The following is an 18692-nucleotide window of genomic DNA, read 5'->3' on the forward strand; positions in this document are numbered from 1 at the left end:
CAGTACGGCAGCAGCCTCTTTGTGTATACCTTTCAGTGAAAGGCAGAAGGAGAAAACATTGATTCATTCCTATCAGTTAAACGGATACAATATTGTACTGGATGTGTGCAGCGGCGCGGTTCATGTGGTGGACGATGTGGCCTATGACATCATCAATCTGTATGAATCGGCGGCGGCTGATGAGATCGTAGCGAAAATGCTGGAAAAATACGGCTTTCGGGAGGACGTAAACGAATCGGAAATCCGGGAATGCCTGTCGGATATCGAAGCGTTAAAGTCGGAGGGAAAGTTATTTACCGAAGACCCTTATGCCGAGGCGGCATTTGATATGAAAAACCGCAAAACCGATGTGAAGGCCCTCTGCCTTCATGTGGCTCATACCTGCAACCTGACCTGCGAGTACTGTTTTGCCAGTCAGGGAAAGTATCACGGGGACCGGGCTTTGATGAGCTTTGAGGTGGGAAAGCAGGCCCTGGACTTTTTGATTGCCAACTCTGGATCCAGGCGGAACCTGGAAGTGGACTTTTTTGGCGGCGAGCCTTTGATGAACTGGGACGTGGTAAAGCAGTTGGTGGCGTATGCCCGGAGCGTGGAGAAGGAAGCTGGGAAAAACTTCCGGTTCACCCTGACCACCAACGGCCTTTTGTTAAATGAAGAAGTGATGGATTTTGCCAACCGGGAAATGCACAATGTGGTGCTGAGTCTGGATGGGCTTCCGGAAACCCATAACCGGCTGCGAAAGACCATAAACGGGCAGGGAAGTTATGAGATTATCGTGCCGAAATTCCAAGAGTTTGTGAAAAAACGGGGCGGAAAGAATTATTATGTCCGCGGAACCTTTACCCACAACAATGTGGAATTTACCAAAGACCTATTTCACATGGCGGATCTTGGCTTTACGGAGCTTTCCATGGAGCCGGTGGTCTGCGCGCCCGGCGAACCCTATGCGCTTACCAAGGAGGATCTCCCGGTTTTGTTCCGCCAATATGAGATCTTAGCTGAGGAAATGTTAAAGCGGGAGAAAGAGGGAAGGCCGTTTACATTTTACCACTATATGATCGATTTGGAGCACGGCCCCTGTATCTATAAACGGATTTCCGGCTGTGGTTCCGGTACGGAGTATTTGGCGGTTACCCCTTGGGGGGAGCTGTACCCTTGCCATCAGTTTGTGGGAGACGCGAAGTACAGTCTCGGCGATGTCTGGAAGGGAATTACAAACAGGGAGAGGCAGGAGGAGTTTAAACTCTGCAATGCCTATGCCCGGCCGGAGTGCAAGGAGTGCTGGGCCAGGCTTTATTGCAGCGGCGGCTGCGCGGCCAATGCTTACCATGCCACGGGCAGCGTCCTTGGAACCTATGAATACGGCTGCGAACTGTTCCGCAAGCGGATGGAATGCGCGATTATGTTACAGGCGGCAAGGAATGAAAAAAATATGTAAAAAAGGTCTGTAGATATATAAAAATGAAATAAGAAAAAATAGATTTTAATTGGTAAAAATGGAGGAAGCCCTCCAGGATATCCCGTACCCAGAACTTAAAAAAAGCTACTTTTTGCAAGGCATAGCGGTAAAAAAATTAGAAAAACCAGGGCGGAAATTTATTCGTTATATTTTCCCCAATTTTTTGAAGAGACTTCTTGACTTCTTGCGATTTTTGTATAATAATGAAAGTATCTATCGCCAAGGTGACAGGCGGTAAAGAAGGAGGATAAACCAATGAAGTTGTACGAGAACGGTGCGTATCTCATCAATGGCGTGGACCTCGTAGAGGACACGGGAGATGTCGCTCAGGCCGTTGCCGCAAAGACCGGCAGCGCTCCGGACAAAGAGGCTGCGAAAAAAGGCACGATGGCCTATGGTATTCTTACCAGCCACAATGTTTCCGGCAATGACAAGGATTTACAGATCAAATTTGACAAGATGACCTCTCACGACATCACGTTTGTAGGTATTATTCAGACCGCGAGAGCGTCGGGCATGGAGAAATTCCCGCTGACCTATGTTCTGACCAACTGCCACAACAGCCTTTGCGCAGTAGGCGGAACCATCAACGAAGATGACCATATGTTTGGTCTGACTGCCGCTCAGAAATACGGCGGAGTATATGTACCCCCTCATCAGGCGGTTATCCATCAGTATGCAAGAGAAATGATGGCAGGCTGCGGCAAGATGATTCTGGGTTCTGACTCCCACACCCGTTACGGCGCCCTGGGTACCATGGCTGTCGGCGAAGGCGGCGGTGAGCTGGCGAAGCAGCTGTGCGGCCGTACATACGATGTAAAGATGCCTCAGGTTGTCGCGATCTACATGACTGGCAAGCCTCGCGTAGGCGTTGGCCCTCAGGACGTAGCTCTGGCGATCATCGGCAAGGTATTTAAGTGCGGCTATGTTAAGAATAAAGTAATGGAGTTCGTAGGCCCTGGTATCTCGAACCTGTCTGCTGACTTCCGTATTGGTATCGACGTAATGACCACCGAGACCACTTGCCTGTCCTCTATCTGGAGAACCGACGACAAGATCAAAGAGTGGTACGACATTCACGGCAGAAGCGAAGAGTATGCTGAGCTGAATCCGGCTGCGGTTACCTACTACGACGGCGTTGTAGAGATCGACCTCAGCGAGATCAAGCCGATGATCGCTATGCCGTTCCATCCGAGCATGGCTTACACCATCGACGAGGTAAATGCGAACCTGAAGGATATTCTGCATGAGACTGAGGAGAGAGCGAAAGTAAGCTTTGGCGATAAGATTCAGTATTCTCTGCAGGATAAGGTTGTAGACGGCAAGCTCTATGTGGAGCAGGGCCTGATCGCTGGCTGCGCCGGCGGCGGCTTCGAGAACATCATGGCTGCTACCGATATCCTGAAAGGCAAATACATCGGTTCCGACAAGTTTACCTTAAGCGTATACCCGGCTTCCACTCCGATCTACATGGAGATCATCAAGAATGGTGCTGCGGCTGCTCTGCTTGAGACCGGTGCAATCCTGAAGACTGCTTTCTGCGGCCCTTGCTTCGGCGCTGGCGATACCCCGGCGAACAATGCGTTCTCCATCCGTCATGCGACCCGTAACTTCCCGAACCGTGAAGGTTCCAAGGTACAGAATGGCCAGATCGCTTCCGTTGCTCTTATGGATGCTCGTTCCATCGCAGCTACCGCTGCCAACAAGGGCTTCCTGACCAGCGCGGAGAACTTCGAAGGCTTCAAGCCTTATCAGTATCACTTTGACAGCAGCATCTATGCAAATCGTGTATACGACAGCAAGGGCGTTGCTCATCCGGAAGTGGAACTGCTGGAAGGCCCGAACATCAAACCTTGGCCGGCAATGACCGCTCTGACCGAAGATGTTATGCTGAAGGTTGTTTCCGAGATCCACGATCCGGTTACCACCACCGACGAACTGATTCCGTCCGGCGAGACCTCTTCCTTCCGTTCCAACCCTCTGGGTCTGGCTGAGTTTGCTCTGAGCCGTAAGGATCCTAACTATGTTCCGAACGCGAAAGAAGTACAGGCGGTTGAGAAGGCACGTCAGGCTGGAACCAACCCGATGGAAGACGCTGGATTCAAGGCTGCTTATGAAGCGGTTCAGAAACAGTTCCCGAATGTAGATCCGATGAACACGGCGATTGGTTCCACGATCTATGCTGTAAAACCTGGTGATGGCTCTGCCCGTGAACAGGCTGCTTCCTGCCAGAAGGTACTGGGCGGCTGGGCGAACATCGCGAAAGAGTATGCGACCAAGAGATATCGTTCCAACCTGATCAACTGGGGCATGATGCCGTTCCTGTTTGACGGCGATGACAAGGAGCTTCCTTTTGCTCTGGGCGATTACATCTTCGTACCTGGCATCCGCAAGGCAATCGAGGAGAAGGCTGAGGAGATCAAGGCTTACGCTGTGAAGAACGGCGCTCTGACCGAGTTTGTTGTGAAGCTTGGCGATCTGACCGACGCTGAGAGAGACATCATCAAGGCTGGATGTCTGATCAACTACTACAGAGATTAATAAAAATTCTTTGATTTGAGAGAGGGCGCGCCTTGGCGCGTCCTCTTTTTTAGGGAATATCGAAATTAATGCTTGCCTTTTTGGCAAAAGCTGATAAAATATAAATCAAATGTCATTTCCATTTATATTTATTCATGGATGACAGAAAAGGAATGGAGGAATTTGTTATGAAAAAATGGACAGCAGTATTGCTGGCAGGTGTGATGGCTCTTTCCATGACAGCCTGCGGATCAAACTCAGATTCTACGACAGGGGCGGATACCACGGCTGCGCCTGCGACGGAAGCGGCTACGACGGCAGCAGACACGACCGCGGCGCCTGTGGACACCACAGCAGCGGCAGATACCACGGCAGCAGAAGCGGATCTTTCCAATGTGAAGACGGTTTCCGAAGGAAAGCTGATCGTTGGAACGGAAGCGGGATTTGCTCCTTATGAGTATCTATCCGGTGATCAGGTAGTCGGCGTAGATATGGACATCGCGAAAGCAATCGCGGATAAACTGGGACTGGAGCTGGAGATTCAGAACATGGATTTCGACGGCGCTCTGGCGGCTGTACAGCAGGGCAAGGTGGATCTGGTAGCGGCTGGTGTTTCGGTGGATCCGGACCGTGCAAAGGTGATGGATTTCTCGGACAACTATGTGGATTCCACAGAGGTTGTTGTTGTAAACGCTGCTTCGCCTGCATTAAGCGAGCCCACGGCGGATGCGCTGAAGGATAAGACGGTTGGTGTGCAGCAGGGAAATATCGCAGATCTCTGGGTAAGCAATGCGGACAATGCTTCTCCGAAGGAAGTGGTTCGTTATACCAAGTTTGCTCAGGCAGCGGAAGACCTGAAGAATAGTAAGATTGATTGCATTGTTATGGATGAACTGCCGGCAAAGGAACTGGTAGAATCCAGCAACGGCGCGCTGCAGATTTTGGAAGGCGATCCGCTGTTTGTTGACCAGTATGCCATTGCGGTGCAGAAGGGAAATGCTGACCTGCAGACAGCCATTAACGTGGTGATTAAGGAGCTGAAGGATACTGGCAAGTTGGATGAGATCATTGCCAGCCATAGCACGGCAAAATAAACAGATGGGAAAATAGGGGGAGCCGCCAAGGAGCGTCTTTGCGGCGCCCTCTTCATATCATAGGAAATTCCCTTAGAATTTCCTATGATATGAAGAACGCTCTGCTATGGAACGCACTGCGGCGGAAAGGAAAATGGCAGCAAAGCTGCCCCGCCGCAGGCGGAGAATTTCGCCAAGCGAAATTCTTTATGCTCTATATTGGGTAAGGGAGAGAAAGACAGATGGAGTGGCTCAATTCACTGTACGAGAGTTTTTATAATGCTTTGGTACCGGAGCAGCGTTATCTAGCCTACTTAAGCGGGTTACAGATGACACTGCTAATTGCATTTTTTGCAGTTCTTCTCGGCGTGATCATCGGTATGGTGGTGGCTGTGCTGAAAGTTGGCGGGCGGAATAGCAAAAATCCATTGCTGCGTTTTCTGGCAAAAGTCGGAAATTTCTATACGACTGTCATACGAGGAACGCCGGTTATCGTACAGGTCTTGATCATCTATAATCTGGTTTTCACTTCTCCGGATACCAATAAGATTGTGGTAGGAACGGTCTGTTTCGGTATCAATTCCGGCGCTTATGTGGCGGAGATTATCCGGGCCGGTATTGAGTCTGTTCCCCGCGGGCAGATGGAGGCAGGACGTTCTTTGGGATTTCACTACATACAGACCATGCGCTATATCATTCTGCCCCAGGCGGTGAAGAATATTTTGCCGGCGCTGGGCAATGAATTTATCGTTATGGTGAAAGAGACTTCCGTTATCAGTGTGATCGCAGTAAATGATCTGACGAAGATGGCCCAGTATGTCGGTTCCAGAACTTGGGATATCATTCCTCCGATGGTGATCGCGGCAGTGATCTACCTGATCATTACGTTGATTTTGACCAAAATTATGGGGATTTTTGAGAGGAGGCTGAGTCAGGGTGATCATCACTAAAAATTTGCAGAAAGCCTTTGGAGACCATCAGGTTCTCTGTGGCATTGATCAGCATATTGAAAAGGGCGAGAAAGTCGTGGTAATCGGGCCCTCTGGTTCGGGAAAATCCACGTTTCTTCGCTGCTTAAATTTGTTGGAGGAGCCTACGGGCGGGGAAATTATTTTTGAGGGAGTAAATATAACGGACCCGTCCTGTGATATCAACAAGCTGCGTCAGCAGATGGGTATGGTGTTCCAACAATTTAACCTGTTTCCTCATAAGACCGTAAAGCAGAACATCACGCTGGCGCCGATAAAATTGAAAGGCTTAAGTCAGCAGGAGGCGGATCAGTTGGCAAACCGCCTGTTGGAGCGGATCGGCCTTCCAGATAAAGCAAATGCTTATCCGGGACAGCTTTCCGGCGGACAGCAGCAGCGGATTGCAATTGCAAGGGCGCTGGCCATGAATCCGAAGGTGATGCTTTTTGATGAACCGACTTCCGCTCTGGATCCGGAGATGGTCGGCGAAGTTCTGGAACTGATGAAGGAGCTGGCCGACGATGGTATGACCATGGTGGTGGTGACCCACGAGATGGGATTTGCCAAGGAGGTTGCTACCCGCGTCCTCTTTATTGATGATGGCGTGGTAAAAGAGGAGAATCGGCCCGCAGAATTTTTTGAGCATCCGCAGAATGAACGGCTGAGGGACTTCCTGTCGAAGGTGCTCCATTAAATCAAAGTGACCTTCCATAAAAGAATCGAATATTTGACGGCTGTTGCACGCGATTTGAGGAGATTTCCTAATAGCGGCGGCGGCCGTTTATTTATTTCATAGGAAATACTTTGTTCTTGTACAGAAATTATCCAATCTTTTGAATCATGGCCAGCATCTGTCTGGCGGCAAAGCTGAGATAGCGATCCTCATAATAACCGGCAATGATATCCCATTCTGCATGTTCCATTTTTATGGGAAGCAGTATGGGGGCGATGGCGGCAGGCAGGGAGGATCGTTTTTTCTCCGCCATTTTTTCAAAAGTAAAGGCAAGACCGCTGCCGCTTAACACCAGCTCCCAAATGGTTTCCAGATCTGGCAACTCAATACGGGAGGCAGGTACAATATGATTGTCCGTCAGATACTGAAGGGAAAGTTTTCCCAGCTGGGTGTTGCTCATAGTAAAAACGGTTTCGGAGGAAAGCGCTTGATCCAGCCGTTTACTCTGCGGGAGGGAACCGACATTGCCTTCGGTCAAACCATATTTTTTCGCCAGCGCGGGGGGAATAATCACACACATGTGATCCTTCATGACAGTTTGATGGACGATATGAGCATTCATCGACGCCCGCCTGGTACATAGGATTAGGTCCAGCCTGCCCTCCAGCAGGCTTTTTTCCAGTTCCTTGTAAGTGTCAACGATGACATGCACTTGGATCAGGGGGTAGTCTTTTTGAAAACGGGGAAGCAGGGACGGTAGGATCAACCGGGCCCGTGTGGGTGTCAAGCCGATGGCAATACGTCCTTTTTGATTTTGGCGAATATCGTTTAGCTGGTTTTTCAGCTGACGGTGTTGGATTTGCATATCCAGGGCGAACTGGCGGACCAACTCTCCTGCCAGGGTCAGGCGAAGACGGGGCATCCGTTCAAAGAGAGGAGTGCCATAGTACTCCTCCAGCCGGTGAATGTGATTGCTCAGGGTTTGCTGGGAAATATAGAGCTTTTCCGCGGCTCGGGAAATATTCATTTCCTGGCAGACTACTAGAAAATAATCAAGATTTAAAAAATTCATTGATGATACCTCGTTGCCATATCGGCGGAAATCTTTTTATATTATAATCTTTTTTGATAAAAAATTCAATTACCACAGTATTTATATTGTAGAGCTGACAAAATATTGCTTCTTGTGAAGTGTGAGCGATTAAACTAAAATGAAACTATGTTATAACGTAAAAGTATGAAAGGCGGATTGCAATCCAGGGAAAGCAGGAATGATATTTGGAGACAAGGAGTGCTCCTATAGAGCGGACCATCTCTGGAATGAGAAAGTGAAAGAGCTGGGATTCCAAACGGTCACAAACGTCAGTGTGGACAGCAAGGATCGGCTATATGTTCTGACAAGACAGGCGCCCTTTGTTTCAGTGCTCAGTCAAAATGGAGAGCTTCTGGAGCAATGGGGAGAGGATCAGTTTCTTCTGCCCCATGATATGTGTGTGGATCCGGAAGGCAGGATCTATTGTGTGGACAGCGGCGCGCACGCGGTATATTTGCTGGATCATAAACACCAGGTTTTGGATGTCTATGGAGAAAAAGGGTGTCCGTCGGACAGCGGCTGCGTGAATAAGGATTATCGAACCATCTTGCGCGGCGCACCTCCCTTCCATTATCCCACAGGCGTATCCCTAGCGGAAAATGGTGATGTTTATTTCTCGGACGGCTATGGAAATGCCAGGGTACACGTGTTTAGCAGGCAAGGCGTGTGGAGAAAAAGCTGGGGATCCCCGGGAGACGGCAAAGGAGAGTTTCGTCTGCCTCACGGTATCCGTGTCTTCCAGGATCGGGTATATGTAGCAGACCGGGAGAATCACCGAATCCAGATATTTGATCTGGAGGGGAATTATCTGGAAGAGTGGAATGGATTTTGTCGTCCTGCGGGAATTTTCCTGGACAGCGCGGGAAATGCTTATGTATCGGAAAGCAAAAGAGCCAGCGACTTCGACGAAGCTCCTTCACGCGTCACGATTTTGAATTCCGCGGGCAAGATCAAGGCCAGGCTGGAAAACCCCCTTTCGGCAGGTTACCTTCCGGAGCGGGGGCATCATACGGCCCACAGTATATGTGTGGATTCGTCGGGTAACATTTACATTGGGGAGGTCGGACAGAAATTTCCGCGAGGGTACTGCGGACTAAAGCGGTTTTGTCCGGTTGACGGACACAGTGCATAGCAGGAGGAAAGTATGAAGCGAAAGATTGTATGGATGGAGATACACGATCCACGGATCCAGAAGATCGAAGATCAGATGGCGCCAGAGGGCTTTGAGATCATCCGACCTCAATCGCGTACGGATCGGGAGGAGCACTTGCAGCTGATGCAGGAAGCGGATTATGTGATTGCCGGGGGAATTCCGATTCCAGCGGATTATATTGCCCAGGCTCCGAAACTAAAGATGATCCAAAAATGGGGAATCGGCCTGGATAAGGTAGACTGTCGGAGAGCGGAGCAAGAAGGGATCGGAGTCTGTATTACGGCGGGAGAGAATGCCGTGCCGGTGGCGGAACTTGCCGTGGGACTGATGATCGCGGTAAACCGTAGAATCCCTTATGTCGATGCATCCATGCGGAAGGGACGCTGGATGAAGACGGAGATACGTCCCCAGTGTTATATGATGCGGGATAAGGTTGTCGGACTGCTCGGAATCGGAAATATTGCCCGGCATGTGGCCGAACTGCTAAAGGGTTTCCATTGCAGTATGATTTATTATGATGTGGCCCGGCTGCCCAAAGAGGAGGAAGAGCGTCTAGGAGTATCTTATGTAAATTTTGATACGCTGATCCAAAAGGCCGATATTCTTTCCCTGCACCTGCCGTTGACACCGCAGACAAGGGGGATGATCGGCGCGGAGGAATTTCGAAAGATGAAAAATACGGCGATCCTAGTCAATACGTCACGGGGCGGCGTCGTTGACGAGAGCGCTCTGTATGAAGCCCTGAAATCTGGAGAAATCCGGGGCGCAGGTTTGGATACTTTTGAAATGGAGCCTGTATCGCCGGATCTGCCTCTTTTACGGCTGGAAAATGTAGTACTGTCCAGTCACTGCGGAGGAGGTGTCGTTGATAATGTCGTGAATATGACCCGTCACGCCTATGGAAATATTCAAAGGTTTGACCGGGGAGAGCCAATCGATGAGAGGGATGTGGTTGTGCCGGCAGGAAGAGAAGCAGATGTTCTGTGCAGCGTCTAGGCATAAAAGGAGAAAGGAGGGCCGGGGATGGTTTCCCGGAGAAGAAAATGAGTGTGACCTTTACTTATTATGGAGCCATGTGTGTCAAGATGGAGATTGCGGATGGCTTCAAGGTGCTGGTGGATCCGTATCTGGAGCAATGTCCGGATGTGCAGGCATCGGACTTTTTCGATGTGGATTTGATTTGTGTCACTCATCACGCCTTTGATCATATCGGAGAAGCTCAGGCTATTATGGAGGGCGGAGAGGCAAAGCTTTTGGCTTGCAGCGATGTAACTCTTCCTATCTGCGAGGCCAATCCCATATTGAAGGACCGGGTGTACAAAACCATTTACGGGGATCAAAAGATATTTGGTCCTGTGACAGTCCGTACCATGCGGGCTTTTCACGTATCCCGCAGCGAACGAAATGGAGTTCCGGTATATGGGCCTCCTCTTGGTTTTCTGTTTCAGATGCCAGGCCGGGTGACCTACTATCATACAGGAGATACCTGTCTGTTCGGCGATATGAAACTGATCCGCGACCTGTACCGGCCAGACGTGATGTGCGTTGGCGTATCCCGGATCCGGGAGAGCGGATCCTGCGAAATGACCCCCAAGGAAGCGGCGATGGCAGTAGAATGGATGGGTGTGGATGTGGTGATTCCCTCCCACTATTATCCGGGCAGCCCGGATCCGGCCGCATTTCTGGAATACATGAAATATATGGCTCCGGATGTTATGGTTCGGGGAGAGATCGGAAAATCTTTTACCTATGTACCAGCAAGGGTAATCGACGGAAGAAAAGGAGAAGAGAAATGAAAAGATGGATAGCTTTGTTGATGGCAGTATTGATGGTGCTGGCTTTGGCCGGCTGCCAGGGAAAAGAAAATAGCACAGAAGGAAAAGGAAACGGTTCTGCTGCAGAGACGACAGCCGGTTCTGCGGCCGTCGGAAGCTCCGATGAAACATGGCCGGAAAAGGATATTACTGTGGTTGTACCGTGGAAGGCAGGTGCTTCTCTGGATACGGCGGCACGGCTTCTATGTCAACATTGGTCGAAACATTTGGGTGTGGCAATCAATGTTGAGAATCACCAGGGAGCCAACGGCCAGGTGGGTACTACTTATTTTTTGGAGCAGCCAGATGACGGCAGTTATCTGACCATCTCCGCGCAGATGTTTTTGTCCTCATCCATTGTACTGCAAGGGGCGGACTATAGCTTGGAAGATATTGCCATGCTAAACTATTTTGAGAGCGATCCTGCCGTTATCGCTGTGGGAGAAGCTTCTTCTTGGAAAACTTTTGAGGAACTGGACGCGGCCATTAAGGCAAATCCGGGTACCATCAAGGTGGGAGTAGCCACCGGAGGCGGCGCTGCCGTTCTTCTCCAATACCTGATCGAAAAGCAGGGGTGGGATGTGAAGGTAATCTACTATGACGGAGCGGACGAGGCGCGGACAGCGCTTTTGGGCGGCCATATTGACTTCATGAGCGCTCTTTACATCGCTTCTGTCGGTACGGCGGAGGTGCTGCTCTATTGCGGTGATGAAAAACCGGCGGACTATCCAAACGCAACAACCTTAAAGGAATTAGTCGGAGACGACGCTCCGATACTGGGAACCTATCGTTATGTGGGCGTTCCTTCCAGCTTCCTGGAAAAATATCCCGAACGCTACCAAAAGCTAGTTTCGACTTTGGAGGAGACCTTCCAGGATACGGAGTATTTGGCTGCGCTGGAGCAGATGGGACGAAAAGAATTTACCCACTATTATGGGCCGGAGAGAAGCGAGGAAATGAATCAGAGCCTGCATGAGTTGACGGTTCAGTATCAGGACGCCCTTTCAGCGGGCGCGGACAAATAAGAATAAAGTGCCGTAGAAAGGGAGGGAGGATTCGTGATTCCGTTAATGCAGCGTTTAGCAATGCCGGTAATCGTAATGGCATGGGCTACCTACTATTTTATCGAGATATCTGGTAAGCCGGCGTCGGCACAGCATTTGATCCGTCCGGTTTACCTGGTGATGCTTTTGCTTTTTGTGATCAATACGATTCGTGATGTGAAGAGATGGAAGCGGGAGCGGGAAAAAACCAGGGAGACAGACGGAGAGGCAGCAAGAAGCATGAGAAACGTTCTTGTCTGCCTGGCCGGAGCAGCGTCGTATCTGCTGCTCATGAAGCTGGTAGGATTCTTGATTTCCAGTGCCGTATTCCTTTTCGTCAGCTTCCTTTACCTGAAGGTTGAGAAAAAATGGTGGGCTGCAGTTTTAGCGGTTGTAGTGTCTGCCAGCCTGTACGCGGTTTTTCAAATGCTGCTGGGGGTTCCGCTGCCCAAAGGGATCTTTTAAGTGTAAGGAGGATATCAAATGGAACAATTCTTTAGTGGGTTTTTGACAATCGGTCACCCTCATTTTATCCTGTTGATGTTTCTCGGAGTCTCCTTTGGCTTGATTCTTGGATTCCTGCCGGGCTTAAACGGAGGCATGGGAATCGCTCTGCTTCTGCCCTTTACGTATTCCATGGAGCCCCTGGACGCCTTGGTGCTGCTGCTTTCTATCTATACCGGCGGTTTGTTCGGAGGGGCGGTTACGGCAGTTCTGATCAATACGCCGGGAGCACCTTCCAATGTAACTACTGCCCTCGAGGGTTTTCCTATGACCTTGCGGGGGGAGGCGGAGAGGGCGTTAGGGCTGTCGTTGGCCAGCTCGTTTATCGGCGGCGTTCTTGGCTGTACGGCGCTGCTATTTATCGCGGAACCTTTGGCCGGCTTTGCTTTGAATTTTGGACCGGGCGAGCTTTTCATGGTTGCATTTTTTGGAATCAGTGTTGTGGGCGGTCTGTCTGCGGATGTGTTTAAAAGCCTGTTCGCAGGAATGTTCGGTCTGCTGATCGGCACGGTAGGGATGAGCTCCACCGGCGTAATGCGTGGAACCATGGGCTCCATGTATCTGCTGGACGGACTGCCGATTATCCCGACGCTGATCGGTATGCTGGCGCTGCCGGAACTGTATAATTTGCTTTTAAGAGAATATGTGGGAAAAAACAGCGGCAAGGTCAGCTTGAAAGCGCTGCTCCACGGAATTGCGGAAACCTTCCGGCATAAAATAAGAATCCTATGGTGCTCTCTGGTCGGAATTATCGTCGGGATCATTCCCGCCACCGGCGGCGCCGTGGCCAGCCTTCTTTGCTACAATCAATCCAAGCAATGGTCGAAAACGCCGGAGAAATATGGGACAGGAATTCCAGAGGGGATTGTAGCCTGTGAGACTTCCAATAACGCTTCGGAAGGGGGCTCCTTAGCGACCATGCTGGTTTTGGGAATTCCCGGAAGCAGCGCGGCTGCTCTGATTTTGGCGGCGTTGGTTATCCAAGGCTGGTCTCCAGGACCGAAATTATTTGTCGAACATCGAGAAGTGATCTATACGGCCATCTCATCCCTGTTTTTGCAACAGTTTGTTATGTTGGTCATGGGAGCGCTTCTCTGTCTGTTAGGAGCTCGGTTGATTCGAATTCCGATCAAATACCTGGTGCCCTGTATCCTGGTGTTTGCTGTTCTGGGAGCTTACTCGAACCGTTACCAGGTGTTTGACTGCGTTTTGCTGATTCTATTCAGCGCCATCGGCTGGTTTATGAAGAAAAATAAGTTTCCTGTCATGCCGGTCATCCTTGGTCTTCTGCTTGGATCAACCGCGGATGCGGAGCTTTCGCGCTGCATCCAGATGTATGACTCAGTAGGAGAATTCTTCTCCAGCCCGATCACCATTGCTTTGGCTGTTGTAAGCCTGGTATGCATTGCGATTCCGCTGGTGAAGAACCGTGGGGAGGAGTAAACAAGAGACGAAGTATTGGAGCGGATGAAGCGGACTTCCATAAAAGAATCAAATATTTGACGGCTGTTGCACGCGATTTTGAGGAAATTTCCTTATCGCGGCGACAGCCGATTCTGTTATAAGCAGCCCGAAGTTTCCATGGATGACACATGGGAAAACCTTCTTATTTTCCGGAATATCCCAATCCCTTTGAGATCTCCGCAGCTCCTTCCATTACCAACTCAATATATCCGCAGTCATCCCCTGGATAACGAAAATCCGGAAGGGATAAGCCGAGGCTGGCTTGGATGCTTCCATCCGCACCGAAGATTGGGGCGGCGATGCAGACACAGTGGTCTTCTTCATCATCCGGATCTTTGGAATAGCCGGAAGCGGAAACTTTTTGCATTCTTTGCTTTAGATAGATCATTTCTTTCTCAGAAATTTTTTCTTTGATTGCTTTTAAAAGTAATTCTTGTTCTTCCTCGTTTTCGAAGGTCAACAACACACACCCGGTATTCCCGATCCAGATTGGTTCTTCGGCTCCTTGGCTGACACTCATGCGGATGGCTTGACGGCTTTCCAGGCATTTGAGACAAATGCGGGACAGACCATCCCGGACAAAGAGATGTACCGTTTCATTGGTCTTATCATGGAGACGTTCCATAACAGGCAGACTGACGGCAGGCAGATTCATCTGTTGTTTGGCGATGGAGCCGATTCGGTAGAGCAGATAACCAAGATGATACTTTCCATTCTCTTCATTTTTTACCAAGAATTCTTTCTTTAAAAGCGCGGTTAAGTAACGGGATGTGGTCGTAGCCGACCACCCCATTTTTTTTGTAATCTCTGTATGGGAGAGCTCCGGCACTTCGCTGCTGAATAGCAAAAAAATGTCGAGCGCTTTTTCAATGCTTTTGATGCTGTTGCGTGTATTGGAATCTTTGCACATGAGTTTTGTCCTTTTTTCATTGGTATAGTTTACTATAACAGATTTCATGATTTTGTCAATTGCTAATCGGGAGAAAACAGGGGAATAGCAAGAGAATATTTTGCTATAATCCGGATTTTCATAAAAAAATCAGGTAAAAACAAAATAATGTAAAAAGTATAAAAAAGATGTTGACAAAATAGAAAAAGAACGCTACTATCATATTACGCAATAAGAAATTATATTACGCAATGCGAAACAAAAGGAGAGAAACCATAATATGAAAAGAACAGGACGAGTGCCTATTTTTAGTCCCCGGGAGGCGGTCTTGCGGATCCGGGATGAAGATGTCGTGGCAATCGCTGGGGCTGGCGGCGGAGAATTGGAAGCAACGCAGGTGATTTTAGCTTTGGCGGAACGTTACCGGGAAACCGGAGAGCCTAAAAATTTGACTTTTTGGCATGCTCTCGGCTTGGGGGATCGGGCGGATCGAGGGATGTCTCCGTTGGCGCAAAAGGGTCTGGTAAAGCGGATTATCGGCGGACATTGGGGGCAGTCCCCGCGTCTGGCAGATATGGCGGATCGAAATGAGGTTGAAGCCTATAATTTTCCTGCTGGCGTTATGTGCCAGCTGGCAAGAGCGGCGGCTGCCGGATATCCAGGAATTATTTCCCATGTGGGGAAAGAGACCTTTTTAGATCCAAAAAACCAGGGCGGAAAACTGAATCAGGTAACCAAGGAAGACCTGATTCAGCCGATTTGTGTGGAGGGGAAGGACTATCTGTACTATAAAGCGGTTCCGCCCAACGTGGCGATTATCCGCGGGACGACGGCAGACACCGAAGGGTATGTGACTTTAGAGGATGAGATTTCGTTTTTGGACTGCGCGGCCCTGGCCATGGCGGCCCATAATAACGGAGGAATTGTCATCTGCCAGGTTCAAAAAGTAGTAGAGGCGGGAAGCCTTCATCCCAAGGATGTCAAAATTCCTGGCTGTCTGGTAGATGCATTGGTAGTAGTGCCGGAGCAGCCGCAGCTTTATGATCTTCCGATGAATCGTTTCTTGAGCGGAGATTACCGCCAAGATGTAAGCGGCGAGGACGATACCATGGAGCTGAACGAGAGAAAAGTCATTGCCCGTCGGGCGATTATGGAGCTTTCGCCGGGAGATATTGGAAATCTGGGCGTTGGAATTGCCGATGGAGTCAGTGTGATTTCTGGCGAAGAAGGAATCAGCGAGGAATTTACGCTGACCGTGGAGGGAGGTACTTTTGGAGGCGTTTCTCTGCGGGGAATCTATTTCGGAGCAACGGCAAACGCAAAGGCAATTATCGATATGCCTTCCCAGTTTGATTTTTATGACGGAGGCGGACTGGATATCTGCTTTTTGAGCTTTGCCGAGGTAGACCAGGACGGAAATGTAAACGTACATAAATTTAATGGAAAAACCATGGGAACCGGCGGTTTTGTGGATATTTGCCAGAACTCCAAGAAAATCGTGTTTTTGGGAACCCTGACGGCGGGAGGCCTGAAGGTGGATGTCTCAGATGAAAAACTGAATATCCGGCAGGAAGGAAGATTTGTCAAATTCGTCCGTCAGGTTCCGGAAATTACCTTCCATGCAAAGGAAGCGATTCGTCAGGGAAAAACCGTTCTTTATGTAACGGAAAGAGGTGTTTTCCGGATGACGGAAGACGGATTGGAGTTGTTTGAGATCGCTCCGGGCGTGGATCTGGAACAGGATATTTTTGCCCATATGGAATTTCGTCCTAAGGTAGCAGAACCGTTAAAAGAGATGGAATCCATGTATTTCCGGGAAGAAATCATGGGAATCCGCGAGAGTAAGTTTGGAAAAAGAAAGGAGGCGTAAGAATGGGCAGATACTGGGAGGAATATCAAGTGGGAGAAAAAACCATCAGCTATGGGCGCCAGATGACAGAGGCGGATATTCGCCTTTTGATCGCCTGTGTCGGCGGCAGCCATCCACTGCATACAGATCCCGCTTATTGCGCCAGCCGCCCGGAGATTGGGAGGCCGATTATGCCGGGTTCTATGATACTTGGCTGGATGGACGCATGTTTCCACGATCATATGTGTCCAGGCACGGACGTGTTGTTTTTCCCGGAAGGCTATGAAAAGATTCGCTTTATTCGCCCGGTCTATGAAAATGATATATTGACCGATGAATTTGAAGTGACAGGTCTGGAGGAACGCGACGATGTCTTTGGTCGGGTAATGTGCAGTCAAACGATTAAAAACCAGGAGGGGCAGGTGGTTGGTTTTGCCCAGGAAACATTTTTGGTAGAAAGGAAAAATGCCAGGATAGGAGGGGAAAATGGGAGCAAAGCGGTATTTTGAGGAATTCCAAATTGGAGAGTCGGTGACAAGCCGTTCCAGGCAGATCTGTGACGGGGACGTCCGGCTATTTGGAGGCTGCACAAATTTAAATTACCCCATTTATTCCGATGCAATCTATTGTGCGGCGCTGCCGGGAATTGAAAAACCTGTGGTGCCGGGCGCGTTGGTTTTAAATGTGGTGGATACATTTTTTGCCGAGAGCGTTAGTCCGGACGGAGTGCCGACCCTTCATTATGGATACGATCGGGTCGAATATAAAAAGATGGTTTACCCGGGCGAATGCGTTTATTCTTATTTTGAAGTGATAGGAAAAGAAGAAAAAAATGAAGAGTATGGACTTCTGATCTTTCGCGTAGATACCTATAACCAGAAAAAGGAATTGGTAATGACCCACATCGATAAGCTCTATGTGGGACGTCAAGAAGTATAAACAAACCATTTTGTAAAAGAAAAAGGAGGAGAAACATGAAGAAACGATTGGTAGGTCTTACGATGGCGGCAATTTTGCTCGTGAGCAGTATCGCTGGCTGCGGCCAGGGGGAAACGAAGGAGAGTCAAACAGCAGGCAACGAGACGAAGGCGGAAACCAGTGCGGAAACACAGGCAAATGCTTCCACGGAAGGGAATTCTGGCGGAGAAGAGCTTGGCGAGCCGGTGGAATTGGTTTTTGCGCTGACTGTAGCTAATACACATCCTTATGCGATTGCCGCTCAGAATTTTGCTTCTATTGTTGAAGAAAAAAGCGGTGGAAACATGAAAGTAAAGCTTTATTATGACGGAGCGTTAGGTGGGGATGAAGAGCTTTTGAATGGTATGCAAATGGGCAATGTTACATTTGCTATGGTAGGCGCTGGTTCTGTAGCTGCCATCGAGCCGATTTTTGAGTTCTTTGATCTGCCGTGCTTGTTTAAAACCCGAGAAGAAGCTTATGCGTTTCAGGATACGGAAGCGGTAAAAGAAATGATGGATGGGCTGGCTCAGTACGGATATCGTGGTTTGGGCTTTTATGAGAACGGATTTTATTGTATCAGCAATAAAACGCAGCCGATCCACAAACTGGAAGATATGAAAAATATGAAGTTCCGCTGTATGGATGGGTCGGATGTAGCCATTCTTGGCTGGGAACTTCTGGATGTACAGCCGGTTCCCATGGCATTTGGCGAGTTGTTCATGGCGATGCAGCAGGGCGTGGTGGAAGGACAGGAAACGACCATTGGTTCATTCTATTCTTCCCGGTTTTATGAGGTTCAGAAGTATTTGACCATGTCCAACCGCCTGTTCCATGTCATGACGTTCCTGATGAGCGAGAATACTTGGCAAGGACTTACGGATGGCCAGAAAGCGATTATCCAGGAAGCGACGGAGGCTTCTATGGAGGCACATAAAGAATATATGGTAACCTTCAACGAGGATGCGGTGAAGGATATGGTGGATAATTATGGCTTAGAAGTGGTAGATACCTTAGATGAAGGCGAGTGGGAAAAGATGAAAGAGCAGCTGGCTCCGGTTTATGCGGCCACGGAAGAACGAAATCCGGAGGTTTATGCAAAACTGATGGCAGCGGCTGAGGAAGCGATTGCTTCTGTAAAATAGCAAAGAGGCTAAGGGAGTGTTGCGTCTGGCCGGAAGCGGAAACGCTTTTCGGCCATGGCACAGCGCTCCCGGGTTTGCCGGAAAGGGA

At 49.5% G+C, this 18692-nt stretch carries 17 protein-coding genes; 15 read left to right on the forward strand and 2 right to left on the reverse strand.

Going from position 1 to position 18692, the window contains the following annotated elements; all coding sequences use genetic code 11:
- Window positions 1–58: 58 nt before the first annotated feature.
- From scfB to ACCC71_RS00200, 5 genes are all read left to right on the forward strand, one after another.
- Window positions 59–1438: a thioether cross-link-forming SCIFF peptide maturase gene (gene scfB / locus ACCC71_RS00180; RefSeq protein WP_434310439.1), complete on the forward strand. Its 1380-nt coding sequence runs from the start codon at window positions 59–61 to the stop codon at window positions 1436–1438.
- 276 nt (window positions 1439–1714) lie between these two features.
- Window positions 1715–4000, forward strand: coding sequence for a hydratase (locus tag ACCC71_RS00185; RefSeq protein ID WP_434310440.1), 2286 nt, complete (start codon window positions 1715–1717; stop codon window positions 3998–4000).
- Window positions 4001–4167: 167 nt separating this feature from the next.
- The gene (locus ACCC71_RS00190) at window positions 4168–5073 is read left to right on the forward strand and encodes a transporter substrate-binding domain-containing protein (protein ID WP_434310441.1); all 906 of its coding nucleotides are present in this window, start codon (window positions 4168–4170) and stop codon (window positions 5071–5073) included.
- 221 nt (window positions 5074–5294) lie between these two features.
- Window positions 5295–6002, forward strand: a complete 708-nt coding sequence (locus tag ACCC71_RS00195; RefSeq protein WP_434310442.1) for an amino acid ABC transporter permease — start codon at window positions 5295–5297, stop codon at window positions 6000–6002.
- The gene (locus tag ACCC71_RS00200) at window positions 5989–6714 is read left to right on the forward strand and encodes an amino acid ABC transporter ATP-binding protein (RefSeq protein WP_434310443.1); all 726 of its coding nucleotides are present in this window, start codon (window positions 5989–5991) and stop codon (window positions 6712–6714) included. The genes ACCC71_RS00195 and ACCC71_RS00200 overlap by 14 nt, the downstream gene beginning before the upstream one ends.
- Window positions 6715–6841: 127 nt before the next feature.
- On the opposite strand, the gene ACCC71_RS00205 is transcribed toward ACCC71_RS00200, so the two are convergent.
- On the reverse strand, window positions 6842–7765 hold the full coding sequence (locus ACCC71_RS00205) for a LysR family transcriptional regulator (RefSeq protein ID WP_434310444.1): 924 nt from the start codon (window positions 7763–7765) through the stop codon (window positions 6842–6844).
- A 199-nt stretch (window positions 7766–7964) separates the two neighbouring features.
- Here ACCC71_RS00205 and ACCC71_RS00210 point away from each other — a divergent pair, with 199 nt between their 5' ends.
- From ACCC71_RS00210 to ACCC71_RS00235, 6 genes are read left to right on the forward strand one after another with little or no spacing between them, the layout of a single operon-like run.
- The gene (locus tag ACCC71_RS00210; protein ID WP_434310445.1) at window positions 7965–8918 is read left to right on the forward strand and encodes a 6-bladed beta-propeller; all 954 of its coding nucleotides are present in this window, start codon (window positions 7965–7967) and stop codon (window positions 8916–8918) included.
- Window positions 8919–8930: 12 nt separating this feature from the next.
- Window positions 8931–9935: a 2-hydroxyacid dehydrogenase gene (locus ACCC71_RS00215; protein ID WP_434310446.1), complete on the forward strand. Its 1005-nt coding sequence runs from the start codon at window positions 8931–8933 to the stop codon at window positions 9933–9935.
- 47 nt (window positions 9936–9982) lie between these two features.
- Window positions 9983–10735 (forward strand): MBL fold metallo-hydrolase, encoded by a 753-nt coding sequence (locus ACCC71_RS00220; protein ID WP_434310447.1) that lies wholly within the window; start codon window positions 9983–9985, stop codon window positions 10733–10735.
- Window positions 10732–11778: a tripartite tricarboxylate transporter substrate-binding protein gene (locus ACCC71_RS00225; protein WP_434310448.1), complete on the forward strand. Its 1047-nt coding sequence runs from the start codon at window positions 10732–10734 to the stop codon at window positions 11776–11778. The genes ACCC71_RS00220 and ACCC71_RS00225 overlap by 4 nt, the downstream gene beginning before the upstream one ends.
- Window positions 11779–11811: 33 nt before the next feature.
- On the forward strand, window positions 11812–12261 hold the full coding sequence (locus ACCC71_RS00230) for a tripartite tricarboxylate transporter TctB family protein (RefSeq protein WP_434310449.1): 450 nt from the start codon (window positions 11812–11814) through the stop codon (window positions 12259–12261).
- An 18-nt stretch (window positions 12262–12279) separates the two neighbouring features.
- Entirely contained in the window at window positions 12280–13743 is a 1464-nt protein-coding gene (locus tag ACCC71_RS00235) for a tripartite tricarboxylate transporter permease (RefSeq protein ID WP_434310450.1), read from the forward strand.
- 163 nt (window positions 13744–13906) lie between these two features.
- On the opposite strand, the gene ACCC71_RS00240 is transcribed toward ACCC71_RS00235, so the two are convergent.
- Window positions 13907–14674 carry an IclR family transcriptional regulator gene (locus ACCC71_RS00240; RefSeq protein WP_434310451.1) on the reverse strand — a complete coding sequence of 256 codons (768 nt, stop codon included), beginning with the start codon at window positions 14672–14674 and terminating at the stop codon, window positions 13907–13909.
- Window positions 14675–14933: 259 nt separating this feature from the next.
- On the opposite strand from ACCC71_RS00240, the gene ACCC71_RS00245 reads away from it, so the two are divergent.
- From ACCC71_RS00245 to ACCC71_RS00260, 4 genes are read left to right on the forward strand one after another with little or no spacing between them, the layout of a single operon-like run.
- Window positions 14934–16523 carry an acyl CoA:acetate/3-ketoacid CoA transferase gene (locus tag ACCC71_RS00245; RefSeq protein ID WP_434310452.1) on the forward strand — a complete coding sequence of 530 codons (1590 nt, stop codon included), beginning with the start codon at window positions 14934–14936 and terminating at the stop codon, window positions 16521–16523.
- 2 nt (window positions 16524–16525) lie between these two features.
- Window positions 16526–17011 (forward strand): MaoC family dehydratase, encoded by a 486-nt coding sequence (locus ACCC71_RS00250; RefSeq protein ID WP_434310453.1) that lies wholly within the window; start codon window positions 16526–16528, stop codon window positions 17009–17011.
- The gene (locus tag ACCC71_RS00255) at window positions 16989–17441 is read left to right on the forward strand and encodes a MaoC family dehydratase (RefSeq protein WP_434310454.1); all 453 of its coding nucleotides are present in this window, start codon (window positions 16989–16991) and stop codon (window positions 17439–17441) included. Before ACCC71_RS00250 ends, ACCC71_RS00255 begins: the two co-directional genes overlap by 23 nt.
- A 35-nt stretch (window positions 17442–17476) precedes the next feature.
- Window positions 17477–18604: a TRAP transporter substrate-binding protein gene (locus ACCC71_RS00260; RefSeq protein ID WP_434310455.1), complete on the forward strand. Its 1128-nt coding sequence runs from the start codon at window positions 17477–17479 to the stop codon at window positions 18602–18604.
- Window positions 18605–18692: the final 88 nt, after the last annotated feature.

The sequence above is a fragment of the Hominifimenecus sp. rT4P-3 genome (assembly GCF_051055405.1).
Lineage (GTDB): Bacteria > Bacillota > Clostridia > Lachnospirales > Lachnospiraceae > Pseudolachnospira.